The organism is Frigoribacterium sp. MCBA15_019, assembly GCF_001864945.1.
Classification (GTDB): Bacteria; Actinomycetota; Actinomycetes; order Actinomycetales; family Microbacteriaceae; genus Frigoribacterium.
Genome location: NZ_MJGS01000021.1, coordinates 91,588 through 109,112, shown reverse-complemented (window position 1 = coordinate 109,112; position 17,525 = coordinate 91,588). Strand labels below are relative to the sequence as shown.

Here is a 17,525-nt window from a genome sequence, read left to right as displayed (position 1 = left end):
CTGCATCCCGGGCGTGTCGCCGGGGACAGGCCGGGGAACATGGGGATCGAAGCGCCGAGCGCGGCCCGGGACGACAGAAGCCCGCTTCCTCGAGGAGGAAGCGGGCTTCTCCGATGCAGCATGTCGACGTGGGTCAGACCTTCACGGTCACGCCGGCCAGCGTCTTCTTGCCCCGCCGGAGTACGACGACTCCCCCGTCGAGTCGAGAGTCCGCCACGAGGGCTTCACCGTTCTCGACCCGGGCGTTGTTCACGTAGATCCCGCCCTCGGCCGTGGCCCGGCGAGCCGCCCCCAACGAGGCGACGAGTCCGGTGTCGACCAACGCCTGGGCGATGGTGGTCGACGCGTCGACCGTTGCCGCCGGCAACTCGGCGATCGCACTGGCGAGCGTCTGCTGATCGAGGACGGCGAGATCACCCTGGCCGAAAAGGGCTGCGGCGGCATCGATGGCCGACTGGGTCGCCGAGGTGCCGTGGACCAGGGACGTGACGTGCCAGGCCAACGCCCGCTGCGCCTCCCGTCGGAAGGGTTCGTCGGCGACGGCCTTCTCGAGCCGCTCGATCTCGGCACGCGAGAGGAACGTGAACACCTTGAGCCGCGGGACGACGTCGGCGTCGTCGGTGTTGAGCCAGAACTGGTACATCGCGTACGGACTGGTCAGCTCGGCGTCGAGCCAGACCGCGTTGCCCTCGCTCTTGCCGAACTTGGTGCCGTCGGTGTTGGTGATCAGCGGCGTGCCGATCGCGTGCACCGAGACGCCCTCGGTGCGGCGGATCAGCTCGGTGCCGCTGGTGAGGTTGCCCCACTGGTCGCTGCCGCCGGTCTGCAGGACGCAGTCGTAGCTGCGGTAGAGCTCACGGAAGTCGAGGCCCTGGAGGATCTGGTAGCTGAACTCGGTGTAGCTGATGCCGGCGTCGGAGTTCAGACGCGCGGCCACGGCGTCTTTCTTGAGCATCGTGTTGACGCGGAAGTTCTTGCCGATGTCGCGCAGGAACTCGATGGCGCTGAGCGGTGACGTCCAGTCGAGGTTGTTCACCACGCGGAGACCGTTGTCACCGTCGGGCGAGAGGAACTTCTCGACGTGCACGCGGATGCGGTCGACCCACTCGGCCGTCTGCTCGGGAGTCTTGAGCACCCGCTCGGCGGTCGGACGCGGATCACCGATGAGGCCGGTCGACCCACCCACGAGACCCAGGGGCCGGTGACCGGCGAGCTGGAGGCGACGCATGGTGAGCAACTGCACGAGATTGCCGAGGTGCAGGCTGGGGGCCGTCGGGTCGAAGCCGCAGTAGTAGGTGATCGGCGGGCCGGCGAGCAGGGTCTTCAGGTCGTCGGCGTCGGTCGAGACGTGCACCAGGCCGCGCCACTGCATCTCGTCCCACACGTCGTCGAACGAGGGGTCGTTGCTCTGGGCGGCCAGGACGTCTGCGGTCGTTTGACTGGTCACCCGCGAAACGCTACCAGCGGCCACCGTCTGCTCCGTCACGCCCCACCGCGCCTTCGTGAGACGGCTGCACGGTACGGCGAGACCGTCGGATCGCCCTCGAGCGAGAACCGCCACGGGAAGGCGTCGCCACCGGCGTGACCCGACACACCGACACGCGGGCCGGCGGCGACCGGGCCGACCGGTGCGGACGGGAGGCGCAACCGGAACCGCGCCTCCTGACCGGGGGTGTCGGCGACGAGGTGCGAGCCGTCGTCGTCGAGCTCGATGCCGAGCGCGGAACCGAGTCGGCCGGGACCGCGAGCCAGGTCGTCCGGGGTCCGCGACGTCGACCGGCGGGCTCGTGCCTCGTCGACGCCGGCCACCACCTCACCCGAGCGCAACAGGACACCGGACGCGTAGCCCTCGGGACCGCACACGACGTTGACGCAGCGGTGGATGCCGTACGACAGGTACACGTAGAGCGTCCCGCCGCCCTCGAACATGCTGCCGTTGCGGGCCGACGGGCCCCGGTGTGCATGCGAGCCGGGGTCCTGCCCCTGACCGTGGTACGCCTCGACCTCGGTCAGGCGCACCCCCACACCACCCGACCAGAAGATCGAACCGAGGAGGCGCGGCGCGACGACCAGCGCCGGCTCGGCCAGCAACGCCGCCAGGACGTCGTCGGCCGGTGTCGTCGTCACCGCTCCCCCGTGTCCACAGCGATCATCGCGGTCAGAAGAAGCGCTGGCCGCTGGCGACCGCGATCACCGCGACGGCGACGAGCACCGCCACGGCGATCGCGACGACGACCGGCACGACCCAGGCACGGACCGGCCGATCGTCTCGAGACCCCGGTCGTCGACGACTCACGCCGCCGCCGGTGCGAGGGCCTGGACGAGGTGTCGCATCTGCTCGGTGAGCTGCGCGAGCTGCTCGGCGACCCGCTCGGGAGCCGTGCCGCCGGCACCGCGACGGCTGGCGATGGAGCCCTCGACCGTCAGGACCGGACGGATCTCGGGCGTGAGGTGCACCGAGATCGACCGGTACTGTTCGTCGGACGGCTCGTGCAGCTCGAGGTCGTGCTGCTCGCAGAACCGGACCAGTTCGCCGCTGATCTCGTGCGCGTCACGGAACGTGACCCCCTGACGGACGAGCCACTCGGCGACGTCGGTCGCGAGCGAGAAGCCCTGCGGGGCGAGCTCGGCCATGCGCTGCTCGTCGAAGTCGAGGGTCGCGACCATGCCCGTGAACGCCGGGAGCAGGACTTCGAGCTGGCCGACCGAGTCGAACACCGGTTCTTTGTCTTCTTGCAGATCTCGGTTGTAGGCCAGCGGCAACCCCTTGAGCGTCGCGAGCAGACCGGTCAGGTTGCCGATGAGCCGGCCCGACTTGCCGCGCGCGAGCTCGGCGATGTCGGGGTTCTTCTTCTGCGGCATGATGCTCGACCCGGTCGAGAACGCGTCGTGCAGTCGGACGAAGCCGAACTCGCGCGTGTTCCAGAGGATGATCTCTTCGGCGAGCCGGGAGAGGTCGATGCCGATGGACGCCGTGACGAACGCGAACTCGGACACCACGTCGCGACTGGCCGTCGCGTCGATCGAGTTCTCGGTCGTGCGGTCGAACCCGAGATCGGTCGCCACGAGAAGCGGGTCGAGCCCCAGCGAGCTGCCGGCGAGGGCGCCCGCCCCGTAGGGCGAGGCACCGGCCCGACGCGACCAGTCGCGCAGGCGCTCGAGGTCGCGGACCAGGGGCCAGGCGTGCGCGAGCAGGTGGTGCGCCAGCAGGACCGGCTGGGCGTGCTGGAGGTGCGTGCGGCCGGGCATGACAGCGGTCGGGTGAGCCGTCGCCTGACCCGCGATGGCGTCGACCAGGTCGACGACCTGCCGACCGATGACGCGGGCGTGGTCGCGCAGGTACAAGCGCACGAGCGTCGCGATCTGGTCGTTCCGGCTGCGCCCCGCCCGGAGCTTGCCGCCGAGCTCGACACCGGCGATGCCGATGAGCCCTCGCTCGAGCGCGGAGTGGACGTCCTCGTCGGACTCGGCCGCGGTGAACGTCCCGTCGAGCACGTCCGACTCGAGCCGGTCGAGAGCCGACAGCATGGCGTCGAGCTCGGACGCGTCGAGGTACCCCGCCGACGCCAGGGCACGGGCATGCGCCCGGGACCCGGCGATGTCGTACGAGGCCAGCTGCCAGTCGAACTGCGTGGACTTGCTCAGCGCCGCGAGCTCGGCGGACGGCCCGGAGGCGAAGCGGCCGCCCCAGAGGGCACCCGCCTCGCCGGCGCGCTCGTTCTTGCCGGGCCCGTCGCCGAACCCGATGGCGTCGGTCACGCCCCGTGGGCCAGGTCGCGACGCGCCGAGATCTTGCTGGGCAGCGACCAGATCTCGATGAAGCCCTTCGACAGGGACTGGTCGAAGGTGTCGCCCGTGTCGTAGGTCGCGAGGTCGAAGTCGTAGAGGCTCGCGTCGCTCTTCTGCCCGGTGACGACCGCGCGTCCGCCCTGCAGCTTGAGACGGATCTCACCCGACACGTACTTCTGCGTGTCGTCGATGAAGACGTCGAGCGAGCGCTTGAGACCCGAGAACCACAGGCCGTCGTAGACCAGGTTCGACCATTCGGCCTCGACCCCGCGCTTGTAGCGGCCGAGGTCGCGCTCGATGGTCAGGGCCTCGAGCGCCTCGTGCGCGGCGATGAGGGCCATCGCGCCGGGTGCCTCGTAGACCTCGCGGCTCTTGATGCCGACGAGACGGTCCTCGACGACGTCGATGCGGCCGACGCCGTGCTTGCCGGCGAGCTCGTTCATGCGCTCGACGATGCCCAGCGGGGTAAACGCCACGTTGTCGATCGCGGTCGGGACGCCGGCCTCGAACGTGATGACGACCTCGTCGGCGTCCTTGACGATCGCCGGGTCTTGCGTGTACTCGTACAGGTCTTCGATCGGGGCGTTCCAGGGGTCCTCGAGGAATCCGGTCTCGACCGCGCGGCCCCAGACGTTCTTGTCGATCGAGTAGGGGTTCTTGGCGCTCTGGCGGATGGGCAGGTTGTGCTCTTCTGCGTACACGATCGCCTTGTCCCGGGTGAGGGCCAGGTCGCGGACCGGGGCGATGCTCGTCAGGTCGGGAGCGAGGGCCGCGACGGCCGCCTCGAAGCGGACCTGGTCGTTGCCCTTGCCGGTGCAGCCGTGGGCGACGCTGTTCGCGCCCAGCTCTTTCGCGACCGACGCCAGGTGGCGGGCGATCAACGGCCGGCTGAGGGCGGAGACCAACGGGTAGGTCTTCTGGTACAGCGCGTTGGCCTTGAGGGCCGGCATCAGGTAGTCGGTGCCGAATTCCTCTTTGGCGTCCACGACGACCGACTCGACCGCTCCGCAGTCGAGGGCGCGCTGCCGGATGTCTTCCATGTCCTCGCCGCCCTGTCCGACGTCGACGGCGAGGGCGACCACCTCTTTACCGGTGGCATCGGCCAACCAGCCGATGCCGACCGAGGTGTCGAGGCCTCCTGAGTATGCGAGGACGACGCGTTCCGCCATGGTTCTCCTTGTGTGGTGTGGGTGTGTCTACGTGTGTGAGGTGGTGGGGGTGCTCAGCGGGCCAGCAGCCAGGTGAGCAGCGCCTTCTGAGCGTGCAGCCGGTTCTCGGCCTCGTCCCAGATGACGCTCGTCGGGCCGTCGATGACGTCGGCCGTGACCTCGTACCCGCGGTCGGCGGGGAGGCAGTGCAGGAAGATCGCGTCGTCGTCGGCCTGGGCCATCAACGCCTGGTCGACCTTGAACGATCCGAAGACGGCGACTCGTTCGTCTTTCTCGTCTTCCTTGCCCATCGAGACCCAGGTGTCGGTCACGACGACGTCGACTCCGGCGACGGCCTCGGTCGCGTCGGTGGTGACCAGGACGGAGCCGCCCGTCCGGGCGGCGATCGCCTCGGCATCGGTGACGATGGTCGGGTCGGGCAGGAAGCCCTCGGGGGCGCCGATGCGGACGTGCATGCCCGCGGTCGCGCAGGCCAGCAGGTACGACTGGCCCATGTTGCAGCGTCCGTCACCGACGAACGCCACCGAGAGCCCGGCGAGCGTGCCCTTCTTCTCGCGGATGGTCTGCAGGTCGGCGAGCAGCTGGCACGGGTGGAAGTCGTCGCTCAGCGCGTTGACGACGGGCACGGTCGTGCCCGCCGCCATCTCTTCGAGGCCGGACTGCGCGTAGGTGCGCCAGACGATGGCGGACACCATGCGCTCGAGGACGCGTGCCGTGTCGGACGGGGTCTCTTTGCCGCCCAGCTGGCTGTTCGCCGTGGCGATGATCAACGGGCTGCCGCCGAGGTCGGCGATGCCGACCGCGAACGACACCCGGGTACGCGTCGAGGACTTGTCGAAGATGACGGCGACGGTCTGCGGACCGGCCAGCGGCCGCTGCGACCAGCGGTCGCGCTTGAGCTCGTCGGCGAGGTCGAGCACCTCGAGCTGTTCGGCCGTGGTCAGGTCGTCGTCCCGGAGGAAGTGGCGGGTCATTCGAGGCCTTTCAGGACGGTGGTCATGATCTGGGTGAACTCGGCGATCTCGTCGTCGCCGACGATCAGAGGAGGCGCGAGGCGGATGCTCGAGTCGTTCGGCGCGTTGACGATGAGGCCGGCTTCGAGGGCATCGGCGGCGACCTGGGCCGCGACGGGCCGCGCCAGCCCCAAGCCGATGAGGAGGCCGTTGCCCCGGACCTCGCGGACGAGGGGCGAACCGATGGATGCGATCGCCGCACGCAGCTGGTCACCGCGGACGATCGCGTTGAGCACGAGCTGGCTGGCCTCGATCTCGCCGAGCACGGCGTTGGCCGCCGCGGTGGCGAGCGGGTTGCCGCCGAAGGTGCTGCCGTGCTGCCCGGCCTCGAACAGGTCGGACGTGTCGCCGAAGGTGATGAGCGCACCGATGGGGACTCCCCCGGCGATGCCCTTGGCGACGGTGATGGCGTCGGGGACGATGTCGTGCTGCTGGAAGGCGAACCACGAGCCGGTCCGACCGATGCCGGTCTGGATCTCGTCGAGGATCAGCAGTGCCCCGTGCTTCGTGGTGAGCTCGCGGGCGCGCTCGAGGTAGCCGTCGGGCAGGTCGACGACGCCGGCCTCACCCTTGATCGGCTCGACGAACAGGGCGGCCACCGTCCCGTCGAGGGCCGCCTCGAGGGCCTCGACGGTCGTGTCGATGTGCTCGACCCCGGGCATCATCGGCTCGAACGGCTCACGCAACGCCGGCTTGCCGGTCAGCGCGAGCGAACCCATGGTGCGCCCGTGGAACGAGTTCTGCAGGGCGAGGATGCGGGTACGTGAGCCGTCACCCCGGTTGAGTCGAGCCAATTTGACCGCGGCCTCGTTGGCCTCGGCTCCGCTGTTGCCGAAGTAGACGCGCCCACGCTCGCCGGCGCCGCTGATGCGGGTCAGCCGTTCGGCGAGCTCGACCTGCGGGGCCGTCGCGAAGTAGTTGGAGACGTGGATCAGCTTGCTCGCCTGCTCGGTGAGCGCCTCGACGAGCACCGGGTGGGCGTGCCCGAGGGCGTTCACGGCGATGCCCGCCAGGAAGTCGAGGTAGCGCTTGCCGTCGACGTCCCAGACCTGGCAGCCCTCGCCGCGGTCGAGCATCACCTTCGGAGTGGACAGCGAGCGCATCATCGAGTCGCCGAATCGGCGCTGCCAGGTACCGCCTTGGGTCTGGATCATGGTCACGACTGTCCTTTCGTGTCGGTGCCGCTCGCGGCAGGGCCACCCGGGGCGGTGCCCCCGGTGGTGACGATCTCGCCGGCGGGGGTGCCGAACGAGGTGACGACGGGGGCGCCGGTCGACGCCGCCCGGTCGTCGGGGACCACCTCGGTGCCCGACCCGCGCTGGGTGAACACCTCGAGGAGGATCGAGTGCGGGATGCGACCGTCGATGATGGTCGCCCCGCCCACGCCGCCCACGACCGAGTCGAGGCAGGCGCGCATCTTGGGGATCATGCCCGACTCGAGGGTCGGGAGCATGTCGGTGAGGGCCGAAACCGTGATGGCCTCGACGAGCGAGTCGCGGTTCGGCCAGTCGGCGTAGAGCCCCGCCACGTCGGTCAAGACGACGAGCTTGGCCGCCCCGAGGGCGATCGCCAGCGCACCCGCGGCGGCGTCGGCGTTGACGTTGAGGGCGTGCTCGGGGTCGGTGGTGTTCGTCGCGATGGACGACACCACGGGGATGCGCCCCGCCTCGATCTCGGCCAGCACCGACGACGGGTCGACGCGGGTCACGTCACCCACGTGGCCCAGGTCGAAGGTCTCGCCGTCGACCACCACACCGCGCTTGCGCCCCTCGAACAAGGTCGAGCCCTCGCCCGAGACACCGCGGGCCAGGTCGCCGTGCTCGTTGATCAGCTCGACGATCTCGCGGTTGACCTCGCCGGCCAGGACGTCGCGCACGACCGAGATCGCCTCGGTCGACGTGTAACGGTAGCCGCCCCGGAACTCGCTCTCGATGCCGGCCGCGTCGAGGGCGGCCGAGATCTGAGGCCCCCCGCCGTGGACGACCACCGGGTGCAACCCGGCGTAGCGCAGGTAGACCATGTCCTCGGCGAACGCCTGCTTGAGGGCGTCGTCGACCATGGCGTTGCCGCCGAACTTGACGACGACGACCTTGCCCGAGAAGCGTTTCAGCCAGGGCAGCGACTCGATCAGCGTCGAGGCCTTGACCGCGGCCAGCTCTTGTTCGTCGGCCGCGGTGGCGCCGGTGCTCGTGTGGACGCCCATCAGCTGGAGTACGCGCTGTTCTCGTGCACGTAGTCGTGCGTGAGGTCGTTCGTCAGGATGGTCGCCTCGGCCGGGCCCGTCTTCAGGTCGACGAGCACGTGGACCGCTCGCGGGGTCAGATCGACCTCGTCGCTCGGCCGATCGGGTGCCCCGGCGTGGCAGACGCGGATGCCGTTGATGGTCACGTCGACGTCGTACGGGTCGAACTCGGCCGACGTGGTGCCGATGGCCGCGAGCACGCGACCCCAGTTGGGATCGTTGCCGAAGACGGCCGCCTTGAACAGGTTGTTTCGTGCGATCGAACGACCCACCTCGACGGCGTCGTCATCGGACGCCGCCCCCACGATCTCGATGCGGATGTCGTGCGAGGCGCCCTCGGCATCGGCCTGCAGCTGCTCGGCGAGGTCGGCGCAGAGCGCCGTGACCGCCGCCGAGAAGACATCGGCAGGAGGCGCGACACCGGACTCGGCGCTGGCCAGCAACACGACGGTGTCGTTCGTCGACATGCAGCCGTCCGAGTCGAGACGGTCGAAGGTGACCCGGGTCGCCTCGCGGAGCGCGGAGTCGAGACCCGACGCGTCGACGTCGGCGTCCGTCGTGAGCACGACGAGCATCGTGGCGAGGCCTGGGGCCAGCATGCCCGCACCCTTGGCCATTCCGCCGACGACCCATCCGTCGCCCGAGACGACGGCCTGCTTGGGCGTGGTGTCGGTCGTCATGATGGCCGTGGCGGCGTCGAGGCCGCCGTCGACCGACAGGGCGCCGGCCGCCGCGGTGGAACCGCTCAGCACCTTGTCACGGAAGATCTGGTCGCCGACTCCGATGAGGCCCGTCGAGCAGACGACGACGTCCGTCGCAGACAGCTGGAGGGCGGCGGCCACGGTCTCGGCCGTGGAGTGGGTCGTCTGGAAGCCGAACGCTCCTGTGAAGCAGTTCGCGCCTCCGGAATTGAGGACGACGGCGTCCACGCGACCGTCGGCGATCACCTGCTGCGACCAGAGGACGGGGTTCGCCTTGGCCCGGTTGCTGGTGAAGACGGCCGCCGCGGCCGTGCTGCGACCCCGGTTGACGACCAGGGCGACGTCGGGCGCGCCCGAGCTCTTGAGGCCGGCGACGACGCCGGAGGCCTCGAAACCGGCTGCTGCGGTGACGCTCACGGGGCGACTCCGTTCTGGCCGAGGCCGGTGGTCTCGGGCAGGCCGAGAGCGATGTTGGCGGACTGGACGGCGGCACCGGCCGTGCCCTTCACGAGGTTGTCGAGGGCCGTGACCACGACGACGCGATCCGCGGACTCGTCGACGGCGAGCCCGATCAGGGCGGTGTTGGCCCCGATCGTGTCGGCCGTGCGGGGGAACTCACCGTCGGGCAGGAGGTGCACGAAGGGCTCGTTCGCATAGGCCTGCTGCCAGGCCGATCGCACGTCGTGGGCGGTGACGCCCGGCGCGAGACGAGCGGTCGTCGTGGCGAGGATGCCGCGCGCCATCGGGACGAGCACCGGGGTGAACGAGACGTTCACCTCGGTCGCACCGGCCACGCGCAGGTTCTGCTGGATCTCGGGGATGTGTCGGTGGCTGCCGCCCACGCCGTAGGCCGACGCCGACCCCATGAGCTCGCTCGCCAGCAGGTGCGTCTTCAGCGCTTTGCCCGCCCCGGACGGTCCCACGGCCAAGACGGTCACGATGTCGGCGGTCTCGACGACGCCCGCCTGCACGCCGGGTGCCAGGCCCAGGGTGACCGCGGTGACGTTGCAGCCCGGAACCGCGATGCGCTTGGCCCCCACCAGGACGTCGCGCTGGCGGCCCGGGGTGTCGCCGAGGACGAGCTCGGGCAGGCCGTACGACCACGCTCCGTAGAACTCGCCACCGTAGAACGCCTGCCAGGCGGACTCGTCGGTCAGTCGGTGGTCGGCACCGCAGTCGACGACGAGAGTGTCGTCGGGCAGCTGGGCGGTGATCGCCCCCGACTTGCCGTGGGGCAGGGCGAGGAACACGACGTCGTGGCCCGCGAGGGCCTCGGGCGTCGTCTCGACCAGGGTCAGGTGCGCCAAGGAGCGCAGGTGCGGCTGCACCGAGAGGAGTCGCTGACCGGCGTTCTGGAACGCGGTGACGGTCTGCACCTCGAAGTCGGGATGCTCGGCCAGCAAGCGCAGGAGCTCACCACCGGCGTAACCACTCGCGCCGGCCACGGCAACGGAGAAAGGCATGCGTCCACCCTAATGTTCGAAATCGGCCTGGGATCAGGGGCGGCGGCGCCGGGCGAGTGTCAGTCGCGGAGCGCCGCCCCGAATCGCTCGCCGGCCAGGCGGACGGAGCCGGACTTGGCCTCGGAGGCCTCGGCCGCGGTGAGGGTGCGGTCGTCGGCCCGGAAGCGAAGGGCGAAGGTGAGCGACTTCGAGGCGTCGGGCAGTCCGGCGCCACGGTAGTCGTCGACCAGCCGGACGGTCTCGAGCAGGGGGCCCGCGCCCTCGCGCACGGTGGCGAGCACGTCGCCCGCGGGGACGTCGACGCCCACCACGAGGGACAGGTCTTGCGTGGCCGCGGGGTAGGACGACAGGGCCGAGGTGGCCGGTTCGACGACTGCGAGGGCGATCAGACGGTCGAGGTCGACCTCGGCCACGGCGACCACCCGGGGCAGGTCGAGCTCGGCTGCCACGCTCGGCAGCAGTTCACCCGCGATGCCCACGACCTCGTCACCGACGAGCACCTCGGCCGTGCGGCCGGGGTGCAGCGAGACGTGACGGGCCTGCCGGAAGGTGACTTCGGCAGCGACGGCCGACGCGGCGACGCCCACGGCGTCGAGCACGTCGGCGAGGGACGCCGGGACGGCGGATTGCCCCGGGGCGCGGTCGACGACCGTGCCGACCGTGAGGAGACCGAGGTGCCGTGGCTGGGGCGGCAAGGCCTCGGCGAGGGAGCGCAACGTCGCATCGTCGGGGCGGGCGGCCCCGAACGGGACGTCGTCGCTGCCGTAGGTGACGCCGTCGGAAGGCAGGAAGACGGTGCCCACCTCGAACACCGAGAGATCGACGAGACCCCGACCGAGGTTGCGGCGGGCGACCTCGAGCAGCCCCGGCACCAGCGACCGACGGAGTTCGGGCGCTGCCGAGTCGAGGGGGTTCGCGAGCCGGACGACCGGCGACGACGTGCCGTCGGCCGATCCGAAGGCGAGGTTCTGGGCCGACGAGACGAACGGGTACGCGGCGACCTCGGTCGAGCCGGCCGCGGCGAGGCCGTTCGACACCTGCCGGCGCAGCTGCTGCTCACGAGACAGTCCACGACCGGCCGGGGCGACGGGCAGCACCGAGGGAATGCGGTCGTAACCCGTGATGCGGGCGACCTCTTCGACGAGCGATGCGGAGTCGACCAGATCACTGCGCCAGGTCGGCGGGGTCACGAGCCAGTCGTGACCGGACCGCTCGACGCTCGCCCCGATGGCCGAAAGAGCACCGGAGACCTCGTCGTCGGTGTAGTCGACGCCCATGAGGCGCGCAGCGCGGTCGGCCGGCAGGGTGATCGTGTCGGGCGGGGTGGACGCGTCCCACCGTGACCCGAGCGTGTCGGCCGTGCCACCGGCGAGCTCGACGAGCAGGTCGACCACGCGCTGGGCGGCCGCCTCGGCCACCTGCGGGTCGACACCGCGCTCGAATCGCTTGGACGCCTCGCTCGGCAGCTTGTGACGGCGGGCGGTCCGCGCGATCGACGTGGGGTCGAAGGTCGCGGCCTCGACGAGGACGTCGGTCGTGGTCGCACCGATCTCGGTCGAGGCGCCGCCCATGACGCCGGCCAGGCCCACGGCACCCGACTCGTCGGCGATCACGAGGTCTTCGGCGTGCAGGTCGCGGACCTGGCCGTCGAGGGTCTCGAGGCGCTCGCCCGGTGCGGCCCGGCGGACCGAGAGACCGCCGCTGACCTTGTCGAGGTCGTAGCCGTGGATCGGTTGACCGAGCTCGAACATGACGTAGTTGGTGACGTCGACCGGCAGCGAGATGCTGCGGACCCCCGCCAGTCGCAAGCGCGACGCGAGCCACGGAGGGGTGGGACGGGTCGCGTCGATGCCGCGGACCACCTTGGTGGTGAAGGTCTGGACGCCGACGCGGTCGCGCACGGGCGCCCGGTCGTCCACGACGACCGAGAAGCCCGAGGACGGGGTCGGCGAGACGAGCGACGCGGGGTCGCGGAAGGATGCCCCCGTGGCGTGCGAGTACTCGCGGGCCACCCCCCGGATGCTGAAGGCGTAGCCCCGGTCGGGCGTGACGTTGATCTCGACCGCCGCCTCGTCGAGGCCCAACAGCGCGATCGCGTCGGTGCCGACCTCGGGGTCGAGACCCAGCGACGAGAGGACGAGGATGCCGTCGTGCTCGTCGCCGAGGCCCAGCTCGCGGGTCGAGGCGATCATGCCGTCGGAGACGTGCCCGTAGGTCTTGCGGGCGGCGATCGGGAAGGGCCCGGGCAGCACGGCACCGGGCAAGGACACGACGACCTTGTCGCCGACGACGAAGTTGTGGGCGCCGCAGACGATGCCGCGGACGTCGTCCGGGTCGGTGGCCGCGTTCGGACCCACGGCGACCTGGCACCAGTTGATCGTCTTGCCGTTCTTCTGCGGCTCGGGTGTGAACTCGAGCACCTGACCGACCACGAGGGGCCCGGTCACGTCGCCGACGTGCACGTCTTCTTCTTCGAAGCCGACCGCCACGAGGGCGGCGTGGACGCTCTCGAGCGACACGTCGCCCGGCAGCTCGACGAACTCGCCGAGCCAACTCAGCGGAACCCGCATCAGACCACCATCCCGAACTGCTCGCTGAACCTGACGTCGCCCTCGACCATGTCGCGCATGTCGTTGAGGTCGTTGCGGAACTGCAGGGTCCGCTCGATGCCCATGCCGAAGGCGAAGCCCTGGTAGCGCCCGGGATCGATGCCCGCCGCGCGCAACACGTTGGGGTTGACCATGCCGCAGCCGCCCCACTCGACCCACCGCGCGCCGCCCTTGGCGTTCGGCTGCCAGACGTCCATCTCGGCACTGGGCTCGGTGAAGGGGAAGTAGTTGGGGCGCAGGCGGATCTGCGCCTCGGCGCCGAACATCGAGCGCGCGAGGTGCTCGAGCGTGCCGCGCAGGTGGGCCATCGTCAGGCCTTCGTCGACGGCGATGCCCTCGAGCTGCGTGAAGACGGGCGTGTGCGTCGCGTCGAGCTCGTCGGTACGGAACACGCGGCCGACGGCGACGTTGTAGACGGGAAGCTCTCTGGACAGCAGGGTGCGGATCTGCACCGGCGACGTGTGCGTGCGAAGAACCAGGTGACGGTCGACGGGGTCGACGAAGAACGTGTCTTGCATGGCGCGCGCCGGGTGGTCGGCGTCGAAGTTCAGGGCGTCGAAGTTGAACCACTCGTGCTCGAGCTCGGGGCCCTCGTTGACCTCCCACCCCATGCCGACGAACAGGTCGGCCATCCGCTCTTGCAGCAGCGTCAGGGGGTGACGGGCCCCGGGGCGACGACGGGACGGCAGGGCCGTGACGTCGACCGTCTCGGCCTCGAGCCGGGCGGTCTCTTCGATCACGGCCAGCTCGGCCTCGCGCGTGGCGACGGCTTGGCCGACGCGCCCGCGGGCCTGGCCGACGAGCTTGCCCGCCGCGGCCTTCTGGTCGTTCGGCAGGTCGCGCAGACCGGCGTTCAGGCGGGCCAGCACCGACGCCTCGCCGACGTGCTGCGCACGGGCGGTCTTGAGCTCGGCGACGGTGGCGGCCGTGGCGATCGCCGCGAGAGCGGCGTCGACCGCCGACGCGACGGCGTCTTCGGAGAGGGGGGCGGAGTCTGACACGAGAACCAAGCTTAGCGATCGTTGGGAGGCGACCCGCGCCTCCTGGTCGAGGTCGACGAGGAGGCGCGGGCTGGGGACGAGCGGACGGACCGGGTCAGGTCGCGCGGCCCGACACGTGGTCCGACTCGTAGCGGCCACCGCGGGCGAACATGCCCGGGTCCTTCGGCGTGCCCCGGCGCTTGGCGACGACCGCTCGCCGACCCGTGCGTCGGTCGACGACGCGGACGACCCACGAGAGCAGGAGGTTCGTCGCGAGGTAGACGACGAGCACGACGGCGAAGAGGGTGAACGTGTAGGTGCTGCCGTAGTACGTGCCCAAGCGGGTGAGACCGCTTCGGGTCAGTTCGACGTAGCCGACGATGTAACCGAGCGACGTGTCCTTCAGCAGGACGACGAGCTGCGCCAGGATGATCGGCAGCATCTGGCGGAAGGCCTGCGGGAACTCGATGGCGAAGCGCGTGCGGACGGGGGTGAGCCCGATCGCGAGGCCGGCCTCACGCTGTCCCCTCGGCAGCGAGGCGATGCCCGCGCGCAGCGCTTCGCCGATGAGCGCCCCGTTGTAGACCGCCAGTGCTGCGACCACGGCCCAGAAGGCCCCGGTCGAGAAGACCAGCAGGATGAACAGCATCATCAGCAGGACGGGCATTCCGCGGAAGAACTCGAGCACCACCGTCGTGGGAACCCGCACCCAGGCGGATCGTGCCGTCCGCAGGAACGAGAACAGGACGCCGATGACCACCGCGAGGACGGACGCGACGGCCGCGGCCTGGACGGTGGCCAGCCAGCCTCGGCCGATCGCCCGCCAGAGCGCGAGGTCACCGAGGATGTCCCACCGCGACGCGTCGAGCACGCCGGGGCTCTCGGCACCGTTCGCGCTGATGCGGGGGCGGCCGAGGAGGTACACGAGGGAGGCGATCAGAGCCAGGACGAGCACGACGCCGACCACCGAGATGATCCGCGACGTGCGACGGGCCTTCGGCCCCGGGGCGTCGTAGAGGACGGAGGTGCTCATCGGAGGACTGCGACCTTCTTCTCGACCACGGCCGCGAGACGGCCGAGCGTGATGGTGACGACCAGGTAGAAGAACGCCACGGCGAGCAGCGTCGTGATGACGGCGTCACCGCGGTCGTTGGCGATGTATCGTCCGGCGGCGAACAGCTCGGCGACGAAGAACCCGCCCGCCACCGAGGTGTTCTTGGTGAGGGCGATGAAGACGTTGATCAGCGGCGGCACGACCATGCGCATGGCCTGCGGCAGGATCACGTGGCCGAGCGTCTGGCCGAACCCGAGACCGATGCTACGCGCGGCCTCGGCCTGCCCGACCGGGACGCCGTTGATGCCCGAACGGATGGCCTCGGCCACGAACGGCGAGGTGTAGGCCGTCAGCCCGATGACGGCCAACGGGAAGTACGTGCCGAAGTCGACTCCGAGGTACGGCAGGACGAAGGCGCAGAAGAAGAGCACGAGCGTGAGGGGGATGTTCCGCAGGGCCTCGGTGTAGACAGTCGCGAAGGTCCGGAAGGAGGCCACGGGCGAGATGCGCAGCGCGGCCACGAAGAAGCCGATCACGAGGGCTCCGAGGCCCGAGAGAACGAGCAACTGCAGCGTCGTGACGAAGCCGCCCCAGAAGCGGGGCCAGTTGTCGGTCACGGCGTCGAAGCCGGGGATGACGTCCAAGGGGTTCAACGGGGTCCTTCGGTCGGGGCAGGACGCGGGCACCCGGGGCTGGTCGCCCCGGGTGCCCGCGTGGTGTCAGTAGCGGTCGATCGTGGGCGGCGTCGGGGTGTCGAGCACCTTGCCCGCGGTCTTCTCCCACAGCTCGTCCCAGGTGCCGTCGTCCTCGGCGTCCTGCAACGTGTCGTTGACGAACATGCGGAAGTCGGTGTCGTCGAGGGCCAGACCGATGCCGTAGGGCTCTTCGGTGAAGGGCTCGCCGACGACCTCGAACTCGCCCTCGTTCTGGTCGGCGAGGCCGGCCAGGATCACGTTGTCGGTCGTCACGGCCGAGACCGCACCGGTGCGGAGGGGCTCGAGGCAGTTCGAGTACGTGTCGGTGGCGAGGATGTCGGTCGTGTACTCGGCCACGTTCTTCTCGCTGGTCGAGCCGCTGACGGTGCAGACCTTCTTGCCGGCCAGGTCGTCGGCGGACTCGATTCCCTCGGGGTTGCCGTCGAGCACGAGTAGGTCTTGACCAGCCGTGTAGTACGGGCCGGCGAACGAGACGACCTTCTTGCGATCGTCGTTGATCGTGTAGGTCGCGATGACGAGGTCGACCTGGCCGTTCTGGATGAACGGCTCGCGGTTGGCCGAGACGGTCTCGACCCACGTGATCTTGTCGGCCTCGATGCCGAGCTTGGCGGCGACGAGCTTGCCGATCTCGGCGTCGAAGCCCTCGGGCACGCCGTCGGGGTTGGCCAGCCCGAACAGCGGCTGGTCGAACTTGGTGCCGATGGTGATCTCACCGGCGTCGGCGAGGCGGGCCATGGTGCTGCCTTCGGCGAAGTCGGCCGGCGTCTCGACGTCGACGGCCGGGGCCGACGAGTCGGTGCAGGCCGTGAGGCCGAGGACCACGGCGGCTGCTGCGGCTACGGCGACGAATCCCTTGCTGAGTCGCATTCTGATCTCCTTGCTGGGTGACCCGGACGCCGGGCGGCGATCGGGTGTCGTGGGCCGGCGGTTCGGGTGCCGGGTGGCGGGCGCGGACTCGGCCGCGCCTGCTCAGTGCGTGAGGATCTTGGCGAGGAAGTCCTGGGCGCGGGTCGACTGCGGGTCGGTGAAGAACTGCTCGGGCGTCGCCTCTTCGACGATCTGACCGTCGGCCATGAAGACGACACGATCGGCGGCCTTGCGGGCGAACCCCATCTCGTGGGTGACGACGATCATGGTCATGCCGTCCTTCGCGAGCTGCACCATGACGTCGAGGACCTCGGTGATCATCTCGGGGTCGAGCGCGCTGGTGGGCTCGTCGAGGAGCATCACCTTGGGGTCCATCGCCAGAGCCCGGGCGATCGCGACGCGCTGCTGCTGGCCGCCCGAGAGCTGGGACGGCATCTTGTCGGCCTGGTTCGCGACGCCGACGCGCTCGAGCAGCTGCATCGCCCGCTCGCGCGCCTCGGCCTTGGTGCGCTTGCGCACCTTGAGCTGGCCCAGCATGACGTTCTCGAGGATCGTCTTGTGCGAGAACAGGTTGAAGCTCTGGAACACCATGCCGACGTCGGCACGCAGACGGGCGAGCGCCGCACCCTCTTCGGGCAGACGCGTTCCGTCGATCGTGATGACGCCGTCGTCGATGGTCTCGAGACGGTTGATGGCCCGGCAGAGGGTCGACTTGCCCGAACCGCTCGGGCCGATCACGACGACCACCTCGCCCTTGCCCACCGTCGTGGTGATGTCCTTCAGGACGTGCAGGTCACCGAAGTGCTTGTTGACGTGATCGACCACGACGAGGGGTTCCATGCGCCCACACAAACAGACCCCCAGGTCGGGGTCAAATTCACAGTGGATTCTTAATGAAAACGAAACGACGTGTTCGGAAGCG

The 17,525-nt window shown here is 70.1% G+C and carries 16 protein-coding genes; all 16 read right to left on the bottom strand.

Annotated elements, in window-relative coordinates; all coding sequences use genetic code 11:
- Positions 1 to 133 precede the first annotated feature (133 nt).
- The 16 genes from tyrS to BIV04_RS15270 all read right to left on the bottom strand — a co-directional run bounded on the left by tyrS (position 134) and on the right by BIV04_RS15270 (position 17,443).
- Positions 134 to 1,372 (bottom strand): tyrosine--tRNA ligase, encoded by a 1,239-nt coding sequence (gene tyrS / locus BIV04_RS15340; protein ID WP_218141861.1) that lies wholly within the window; start codon positions 1,370 to 1,372, stop codon positions 134 to 136.
- Between the two features lie 110 nt (positions 1,373 to 1,482).
- Complete coding sequence (locus BIV04_RS15335; RefSeq protein WP_071257360.1) at positions 1,483 to 2,127, bottom strand: DNA-3-methyladenine glycosylase; 645 nt, start codon at positions 2,125 to 2,127, stop codon at positions 1,483 to 1,485.
- 31 nt (positions 2,128 to 2,158) lie between these two features.
- The gene (locus tag BIV04_RS17215; protein WP_161805559.1) at positions 2,159 to 2,296 is read right to left on the bottom strand and encodes a hypothetical protein; all 138 of its coding nucleotides are present in this window, start codon (positions 2,294 to 2,296) and stop codon (positions 2,159 to 2,161) included.
- Positions 2,293 to 3,759 (bottom strand): argininosuccinate lyase, encoded by a 1,467-nt coding sequence (gene argH / locus BIV04_RS15330; protein ID WP_071257358.1) that lies wholly within the window; start codon positions 3,757 to 3,759, stop codon positions 2,293 to 2,295. Before argH ends, BIV04_RS17215 begins: the two co-directional genes overlap by 4 nt.
- Positions 3,756 to 4,958, bottom strand: a complete 1,203-nt coding sequence (locus BIV04_RS15325; RefSeq protein WP_071257355.1) for an argininosuccinate synthase — start codon at positions 4,956 to 4,958, stop codon at positions 3,756 to 3,758. Before BIV04_RS15325 ends, argH begins: the two co-directional genes overlap by 4 nt.
- Positions 4,959 to 5,011: 53 nt before the next feature.
- Positions 5,012 to 5,932, bottom strand: a complete 921-nt coding sequence (argF, locus tag BIV04_RS15320; RefSeq protein ID WP_071257352.1) for an ornithine carbamoyltransferase — start codon at positions 5,930 to 5,932, stop codon at positions 5,012 to 5,014.
- Positions 5,929 to 7,125 carry an acetylornithine transaminase gene (locus BIV04_RS15315; RefSeq protein ID WP_071257349.1) on the bottom strand — a complete coding sequence of 399 codons (1,197 nt, stop codon included), beginning with the start codon at positions 7,123 to 7,125 and terminating at the stop codon, positions 5,929 to 5,931. Before BIV04_RS15315 ends, argF begins: the two co-directional genes overlap by 4 nt.
- 2 nt (positions 7,126 to 7,127) lie before the next feature.
- Positions 7,128 to 8,174 (bottom strand): acetylglutamate kinase, encoded by a 1,047-nt coding sequence (argB, locus tag BIV04_RS15310; protein ID WP_083396520.1) that lies wholly within the window; start codon positions 8,172 to 8,174, stop codon positions 7,128 to 7,130.
- Positions 8,174 to 9,331, bottom strand: coding sequence for a bifunctional glutamate N-acetyltransferase/amino-acid acetyltransferase ArgJ (gene argJ, locus BIV04_RS15305; protein ID WP_071257348.1), 1,158 nt, complete (start codon positions 9,329 to 9,331; stop codon positions 8,174 to 8,176). Before argJ ends, argB begins: the two co-directional genes overlap by 1 nt.
- Positions 9,328 to 10,377 (bottom strand): N-acetyl-gamma-glutamyl-phosphate reductase, encoded by a 1,050-nt coding sequence (gene argC, locus BIV04_RS15300; protein WP_071257346.1) that lies wholly within the window; start codon positions 10,375 to 10,377, stop codon positions 9,328 to 9,330. The genes argJ and argC overlap by 4 nt, the downstream gene beginning before the upstream one ends.
- Before the next feature lie 59 nt (positions 10,378 to 10,436).
- Positions 10,437 to 12,947 (bottom strand): phenylalanine--tRNA ligase subunit beta, encoded by a 2,511-nt coding sequence (gene pheT, locus BIV04_RS15295; RefSeq protein ID WP_071257344.1) that lies wholly within the window; start codon positions 12,945 to 12,947, stop codon positions 10,437 to 10,439.
- Positions 12,947 to 13,987 carry a phenylalanine--tRNA ligase subunit alpha gene (pheS, locus tag BIV04_RS15290; protein WP_071257342.1) on the bottom strand — a complete coding sequence of 347 codons (1,041 nt, stop codon included), beginning with the start codon at positions 13,985 to 13,987 and terminating at the stop codon, positions 12,947 to 12,949. Before pheS ends, pheT begins: the two co-directional genes overlap by 1 nt.
- 94 nt (positions 13,988 to 14,081) lie before the next feature.
- On the bottom strand, positions 14,082 to 14,999 hold the full coding sequence (locus tag BIV04_RS15285) for an amino acid ABC transporter permease (RefSeq protein ID WP_071257341.1): 918 nt from the start codon (positions 14,997 to 14,999) through the stop codon (positions 14,082 to 14,084).
- Positions 14,996 to 15,664, bottom strand: coding sequence for an amino acid ABC transporter permease (locus BIV04_RS15280; RefSeq protein ID WP_071257339.1), 669 nt, complete (start codon positions 15,662 to 15,664; stop codon positions 14,996 to 14,998). Before BIV04_RS15280 ends, BIV04_RS15285 begins: the two co-directional genes overlap by 4 nt.
- A gap of 75 nt (positions 15,665 to 15,739) precedes the next feature.
- Complete coding sequence (locus tag BIV04_RS15275) at positions 15,740 to 16,603, bottom strand: glutamate ABC transporter substrate-binding protein (RefSeq protein WP_071257337.1); 864 nt, start codon at positions 16,601 to 16,603, stop codon at positions 15,740 to 15,742.
- 102 nt (positions 16,604 to 16,705) lie between these two features.
- Positions 16,706 to 17,443: an amino acid ABC transporter ATP-binding protein gene (locus tag BIV04_RS15270; RefSeq protein ID WP_071257335.1), complete on the bottom strand. Its 738-nt coding sequence runs from the start codon at positions 17,441 to 17,443 to the stop codon at positions 16,706 to 16,708.
- Between the last annotated feature and the right edge of the window lie 82 nt (positions 17,444 to 17,525).

What these genes read in the sequence shown, in the direction of transcription:
- argF (WP_071257352.1), bottom strand. Translation starts at nt 5,932, where the DNA reads ATGACCCGCCACTTCCTCCGGGACGACGACCTGACCACGGCCGAACAG.
- BIV04_RS15325 (WP_071257355.1), bottom strand. Translation starts at nt 4,958, where the DNA reads ATGGCGGAACGCGTCGTCCTCGCATACTCAGGAGGCCTCGACACCTCG.
- argC (WP_071257346.1), bottom strand. Translation starts at nt 10,377, where the DNA reads ATGCCTTTCTCCGTTGCCGTGGCCGGCGCGAGTGGTTACGCCGGTGGT.
- BIV04_RS15285 (WP_071257341.1), bottom strand. Translation starts at nt 14,999, where the DNA reads ATGAGCACCTCCGTCCTCTACGACGCCCCGGGGCCGAAGGCCCGTCGC.
- argB (WP_083396520.1), bottom strand. Translation starts at nt 8,174, where the DNA reads ATGGGCGTCCACACGAGCACCGGCGCCACCGCGGCCGACGAACAAGAG.
- BIV04_RS15270 (WP_071257335.1), bottom strand. Translation starts at nt 17,443, where the DNA reads ATGGAACCCCTCGTCGTGGTCGATCACGTCAACAAGCACTTCGGTGAC.
- BIV04_RS15315 (WP_071257349.1), bottom strand. Translation starts at nt 7,125, where the DNA reads ATGATCCAGACCCAAGGCGGTACCTGGCAGCGCCGATTCGGCGACTCG.
- tyrS (WP_218141861.1), bottom strand. Translation starts at nt 1,372, where the DNA reads ATGCAGTGGCGCGGCCTGGTGCACGTCTCGACCGACGCCGACGACCTG.
- pheT (WP_071257344.1), bottom strand. Translation starts at nt 12,947, where the DNA reads ATGCGGGTTCCGCTGAGTTGGCTCGGCGAGTTCGTCGAGCTGCCGGGC.
- BIV04_RS15275 (WP_071257337.1), bottom strand. Translation starts at nt 16,603, where the DNA reads ATGCGACTCAGCAAGGGATTCGTCGCCGTAGCCGCAGCAGCCGCCGTG.